General features: G+C 72.5%; 4 protein-coding genes, 1 tRNA gene and 1 pseudogene. 4 read left to right on the forward strand and 2 right to left on the reverse strand.

Annotation, left to right across the window (positions count from 1 at the left end):
* The first annotated feature begins 391 nt into the window (after positions 1 to 391).
* The gene (locus tag ETD83_RS38840) at positions 392 to 1,270 is read left to right on the forward strand and encodes a hypothetical protein (RefSeq protein ID WP_171064687.1); all 879 of its coding nucleotides are present in this window, start codon (positions 392 to 394) and stop codon (positions 1,268 to 1,270) included.
* A gap of 12 nt (positions 1,271 to 1,282) precedes the next feature.
* On the opposite strand, the gene ETD83_RS38845 is transcribed toward ETD83_RS38840, so the two are convergent.
* Positions 1,283 to 2,017 carry a helix-turn-helix domain-containing protein gene (locus tag ETD83_RS38845; protein ID WP_138650180.1) on the reverse strand — a complete coding sequence of 245 codons (735 nt, stop codon included), beginning with the start codon at positions 2,015 to 2,017 and terminating at the stop codon, positions 1,283 to 1,285.
* A gap of 68 nt (positions 2,018 to 2,085) precedes the next feature.
* On the opposite strand from ETD83_RS38845, the gene ETD83_RS38850 reads away from it, so the two are divergent.
* Positions 2,086 to 2,643 (forward strand): type 1 glutamine amidotransferase domain-containing protein, encoded by a 558-nt coding sequence (locus ETD83_RS38850; RefSeq protein ID WP_138650181.1) that lies wholly within the window; start codon positions 2,086 to 2,088, stop codon positions 2,641 to 2,643.
* A 106-nt stretch (positions 2,644 to 2,749) separates the two neighbouring features.
* Complete coding sequence (gene pyk / locus ETD83_RS38855) at positions 2,750 to 4,180, forward strand: pyruvate kinase (RefSeq protein ID WP_138650182.1); 1,431 nt, start codon at positions 2,750 to 2,752, stop codon at positions 4,178 to 4,180.
* 296 nt (positions 4,181 to 4,476) lie between these two features.
* Here the strand turns inward: pyk and ETD83_RS38860 are convergent.
* A tRNA-Leu gene (locus tag ETD83_RS38860) sits at positions 4,477 to 4,549 on the reverse strand.
* A gap of 121 nt (positions 4,550 to 4,670) precedes the next feature.
* On the opposite strand from ETD83_RS38860, the pseudogene ETD83_RS38865 reads away from it, so the two are divergent.
* Positions 4,671 to 5,225 (forward strand): annotated as a pseudogene (locus ETD83_RS38865) (ANTAR domain-containing response regulator); the annotation flags it as partial.
* Positions 5,226 to 5,336: the final 111 nt, after the last annotated feature.

The raw sequence follows: 5,336 nt of genomic DNA on the forward strand, positions 1-5,336 counted from the left end.
CCCGCCGCCCCCGCCACCACGGCGAGCGGGTCACCTGCCATGTCACGTTCGTCAAGCGGATCACTCATGACGGACAGCAGACCACAAACGCCCCCCGTCCGGAAGCGGCCTCCCGCCGCCACCACGGCCGCCGGGCCGTCCGGTCACGCCCGGCTTCCGTGCGCCCACTTGTAGTCTCCGAGCAGGTCGGCTACGGTCCCGCCAAGGTTCACGACGCGGCGGCCGGAAGGCCGGAGCCCTCCCGCGCCGCCGTGGGACCGCTCGCTCCCGCACCCCGCACGCGGGACATCAGGGGCCCGGCCACCCACCGCTGGGGTGGCCGGGCCCACCCATTCCCCGGGTGTCCGTTTCCTACAAGACCGGCCGGACGTGGCCGTCCTACGGTCGAGGCATGAAGGTCCTGCATGCCACCGGCCTCGACCGCGCCGCGGAGTTCATGCGCGTCAACGGCCGCCTCATCGACCGGCACCGGTTCGCTCTCCACTTCCGCGGCGGGCCCGCCGGACCCGTCCTCGCGGCCCTCCGCGCCTATGAGAACCCGGACGGCGGCTACGGCCACGCCCTCGAACCCGACCTGCGCGGCGAGGGCAGCCAGCCCATCCCCGCCCAGCACGCCCTCGACTTCCTCCACGAGGCGGGCGCGGACGACGACCCGGCCGTCACCCGCGTCGGCGACTACCTGACGTCGATCACCGCGCCCGGCGGGGGAGTGCCGTTCGTGCTGCCGAGCGTCCGCGACACCCCGCACGCGCCCTGGTGGCAGACCCCCGACGATCCGCCCGGCAACGTCAACCCCACCGGGACCCTCGCCGGAATGCTGTACCGCGCCGGATCCGATCACCCCTGGCTCGGCCCCGCCACCGACTTCTGCTGGCGCCACCTGGAGCACGCGGACGCCGAACCCGGGCCGTACGACGCGCTCTCCATTCTCACGTTCCTCGACCACGTCCCCGACCAGGAACGCGCCGACGCCGCCTTCACCCGCCTCAGGGACGCCCTTGCCGCGCCCGTGGCCCTCGACCCGCACGCAGCGGGAGCCCAGCACCTCCCGCTCGACTTCGCCCCGCACCCGGACGGCCACGGACGCCGGCTGTTCACCGCCGACGTCATCGACGCCCACCTCGACGCGCTGATCGACGCCCAGGACGGCGACGGCGGCTGGGACGTCGCCTTCCCGAGCTGGACGCCCATCACCCGTCCCGAATGGCGCGGTTTCATCACCGTCGAGCGCCTCAGAACGCTCCGCGCCTACGGCCGCCTCAAGCCCTGACCGGCGGCAGGCTCACAGCAGGTTCCGGACGGGCTCGCCCGCCAGGTCCCGCACCTCGTGCGCGAGATGCGCCTGGTCGGCGTAGCCCGCCGCGAACGCCGCACCGGCGAGCGGCTCGCCCGCCCGCGCCAGGCTCAGCGCCCGCTGGAAGCGCAGCACCCGCTGCAGCGTCTTCGGCCCGTACCCGAACGCCGCCAGCGAGCGCCGCCTGAGCTGCCGCTCGCTGATGCTCAGATCGTCCGCCACGTCCCGCACCGAGCCGCCGGCGAGCCCGGACACCACCGCCGGGACGAGCCGATCCGCGGGCCGCATCCGCTCCCGCACCGCCGCGACCAGCGCCGCGAGCGGGTCGGGAGCCGCCGCCACGGCCTCCGCCAGCCGGTCGGCCTCACCGCCCCACAGGTCCCGCAGCGGCACCCGGCCGTCCCGGATCGCGTCCGCCGCGACGCCCAGGACCGGCGGGGCCGTCCCCGGTCCGAACCGCACCGCAACCACCGCGTCGCCCGGCCGCATCACCGCCGGTACCGGCCCCGTGTCCGGCCCGGCCACCAGGATCCCCGACGCCGACCACATCAGGTCCACACATCCGTCGGGGACGACGCGCTGCAGGAACGGCTCCGCGTCCGCCGGGAGCGACGCCGTCCACGAGCACGCCAGCCCCGGCGCGGGGTACTCGCGATAAGTCGGCCGAGCGGAGCTCGTCGTTTGATTGGTGGTGGGTGGGGGCTGGAGGACGGTCGGGTTCACCTCTCCTGCATACCACCCGCGCTGGCGGGCAGGGCCACGGAAAACCCCATCCGAACGGGAGGACGACCATGCCGAACAACGATCTTCAGGGCAGGACCATCGCCTTCCTCTGCGCGCCGGAGGGCACCGAGCAGGTCGAGCTCACCGAACCCTGGGGGGCGGTCGAGCGGGCCGGGGGCACGCCCCGGCTGATCTCCACGGCGCCCGGACACATCCAGGCGTTCGACCACCTCGACAGGGCCGACACCTTCCCCGTCGACGCCACCGTCGGCGAGACCGGCCACAGCGGGTTCGACGGGCTCGTCCTCCCCGGCGGTGTCGCCAACCCCGACTACCTGCGGACGCAGCCCGAGGCCGTCGCGTTCACCAGGGCGTTCTTCGATGCCGGCAAGCCCGTGGCGGTCATCTGCCACGGCCCGTGGACGCTCATCGAGGCGGACGTCGTCAGGCGGCGTACCCTGACCTCCTGGCCGAGCCTCCAGACCGATCTGCGCAACGCGGGGGCGAGCTGGGTGGACGAGGAGGTACGAATCTGCGAGGAGGGGCCGAACGTCCTGGTCAGCAGCCGCAAGCCCGACGACCTCAAGGCGTTCTGCCAGGCCGCCGTCGAGGCGTTCAAACGGTGATCGTCCAGGTGGTCTAGACCTCTGACCTAGACCACTGGGTGAACCCCGGGCGACCATATCCTGCATGAATATCCGTACCGGCGGGTAACTAAGTACGGTTGTGCGGGTGACCCGTCGAGCGAAGATCGTCAGCACCATCGGCCCCGCCTGCTCTAGCACCGAGCAGATCAACGCCCTCGTCGAGGCCGGCATCGACGTCGCGCGCCTCAACATGAGCCACGGCGACCACGCCGTCCACGAGGAGGTCTACCACCGGATCAGGGCCGCCGCCGACGCCACCGGACGCGGTGTCGGCATCCTCGCCGACCTGCAGGGCCCCAAGATCCGCATCGGACGCTTCCCCGACGGGCCCGTCCGCCTCACCCTCGGCGACGAGTTCACGATCACCACCGACGACGTCTCCGGCACCCGCCGTGAGGTCTCCACCACCTACGCGGGCCTGCCCGGCGATGTCGGCCCCGGCGACAGCGTCCTCATCGACGACGGCCGCGTCGCGCTCAAGGTCACCTCCGTCGACGGCACCCGGGTGCGCACCACCGTCACCGTCGGCGGCATGGTCTCCGACAACAAGGGCCTCAACCTCCCCGGCGTCCCGGTCAGCGTCCCCGCCCTGACGGAGAAGGACGAGCGCGACCTGCGCTGGGCCCTGCGCCTCGGCGTCGACCTCGTCGCCCTCTCCTTCGTCCGCACTCCCGCCGACGCCGACATCTGCTACCAGATCATGGAGGAGGAGGGCGTCCGCGTCCCCCTGATCGGCAAGATCGAGAAGCCGCAGGCCGTCGAACGCCTCCCCGAGATCGTCGCCGCCTTCGACGGGATCATGGTCGCCCGCGGCGACCTCGGCGTCGAGCTGCCCCTCGAACAGGTGCCGATCGTCCAGAAGCGCGCCATCGCGCTGTGCCGCGAGAAGGCCCGCCCGGTCATCGTCGCCACCCAGATGCTCGAATCGATGATCTCCGCGCCCCGGCCCACCCGCGCCGAGACCTCCGACGTCGCCAACGCCGTCTTCGAGGGCGCCGACGCCGTGATGCTCTCCGGCGAGACCAGCGTCGGGCAGTACCCGGTCGAGTCCGTCCTGACGATGAGCCGCATCGTGCAGACCGCCGAACAGGCGTCCCTGCACGCCACCCACACCCTGGAGCGCATGCCCGAGACGGTCGGCGGCGCCATCGCCCGCGCCGCCGCCGAGGTCGGCGCGATCGTGGGCGCGGAGGCGCTCGCCGCCTTCACCATGTCCGGCGAGACGGCCCGCCGCCTGTCCCGCTACCGCTCCCCGATCCCGCTGCTGGCCTTCACCTCGGTGCCCGCCGTCCGCGGCCGCCTCGCGCACGTCTGGGGCGTCGAGACCTTCGTCGTCCCCCACGTCGACCACACCGACGCCATGTTCGGCCAGGTCGAGCAGGCCCTCCTCGAACTCGGACGCTGCCAGAAGGGCGACAAGGTCGTCGTCGTCGCGGGCTCGCCCCCCGGCACCCCCGGCTCCACCAACGCGCTCCGCGTGCACAGCATCGGCGACGCCATAGGGATCCAGCACTGACCGCCATCCCGCACTGACCGCCACCCCCTGCCGGGCACCGCGCGATCGCACCCCGCGCGGTGCCCGGCGCTCTACCACCCCGCAACGGGACGCTCCGCCCGACGGATCACCAACCGATCTCATTTCCACGTCACTCTGGAAACGCGCGGGCAGCGATGGACTGATAGGGGAGTAAGGCGGACTTGTCCCCTTTGCCGCGATGTGGATCTTCTCCGACGTGGCCGCCGGACCCGCGGCGAAAGAGCCGGGAACGCGGCGAAGCCGCCTCCCGGTCCGGGCGGCGGCTTCGGCAGGTGTGCCCCGAGTGGGATTCGAACCCACACTAGATGGTGTTTGAGACCATTTCCTCTGCCGTTGGGATATCGGGGCCTATGCCCGGACAAACCGGACATTTGGATGATATTGGCCGGGCTGAGCCCTGGCAGGGGCGGCTCAGGACAGGGTAGCGGGTTTCGGTAGGGTCGTGGGCGTGGAGAGCGCGCGGCGAGTTGTGATCGCGGAAGACGAGGCCCTGATCAGGCTGGACCTGAAGGAGATGCTTCAGGAGGACGGCTACGAGGTCGTCGGCGAGGCCGGGGACGGGGAGACGGCCGTCCGGCTGGCCGGGGAGCTGAAGCCCGACCTGGTGATTCTCGACGTCAAGATGCCCGTGCTGGACGGGATCTCGGCGGCGGAGCGCATCTCGGCGGAGCGGATCGCGCCGGTGGTGATCCTGACCGCGTTCTCGCAGCGCGAACTCGTCCAGCGGGCTACGGACGCGGGGGCGATGGCCTACCTCGTCAAGCCGTTCTCCAAGACCGACCTCGCGCCGGCGATCGAGATGGCGGTCAGCCGCTACACCGAGCTGCGGGCGCTGGAGGCGGAGGTCGCGGGCCTGCAGGAGCGGCTGGAGACCCGGAAGGTGGTCGACCGCGCCAAGGGCCTGCTGCAGGAGGCCCACGGGTGGTCCGAGGCCGAGGCGTTCCGGTGGATCCAGAAGACGTCCATGGACCGGCGCCTCACGATGCGCGCCGTCGCGGAGGCGGTCGTCGCGGGCGCGACGGGCTCCTCGGGCGCGACGGGCTCCTCGGGCGCGACGGGCTCCTCGGGCGCGACGGGCTCCTCGGGCGGGACGGGGGGCTCGGAAGCGGCGGGTTCCGCGGACGGCGGGCCGGAG

It is taken from the genome of Actinomadura soli, assembly GCF_005889715.1.
GTDB classification, from domain to species: domain Bacteria; phylum Actinomycetota; class Actinomycetes; order Streptosporangiales; family Streptosporangiaceae; genus Spirillospora; species Spirillospora soli.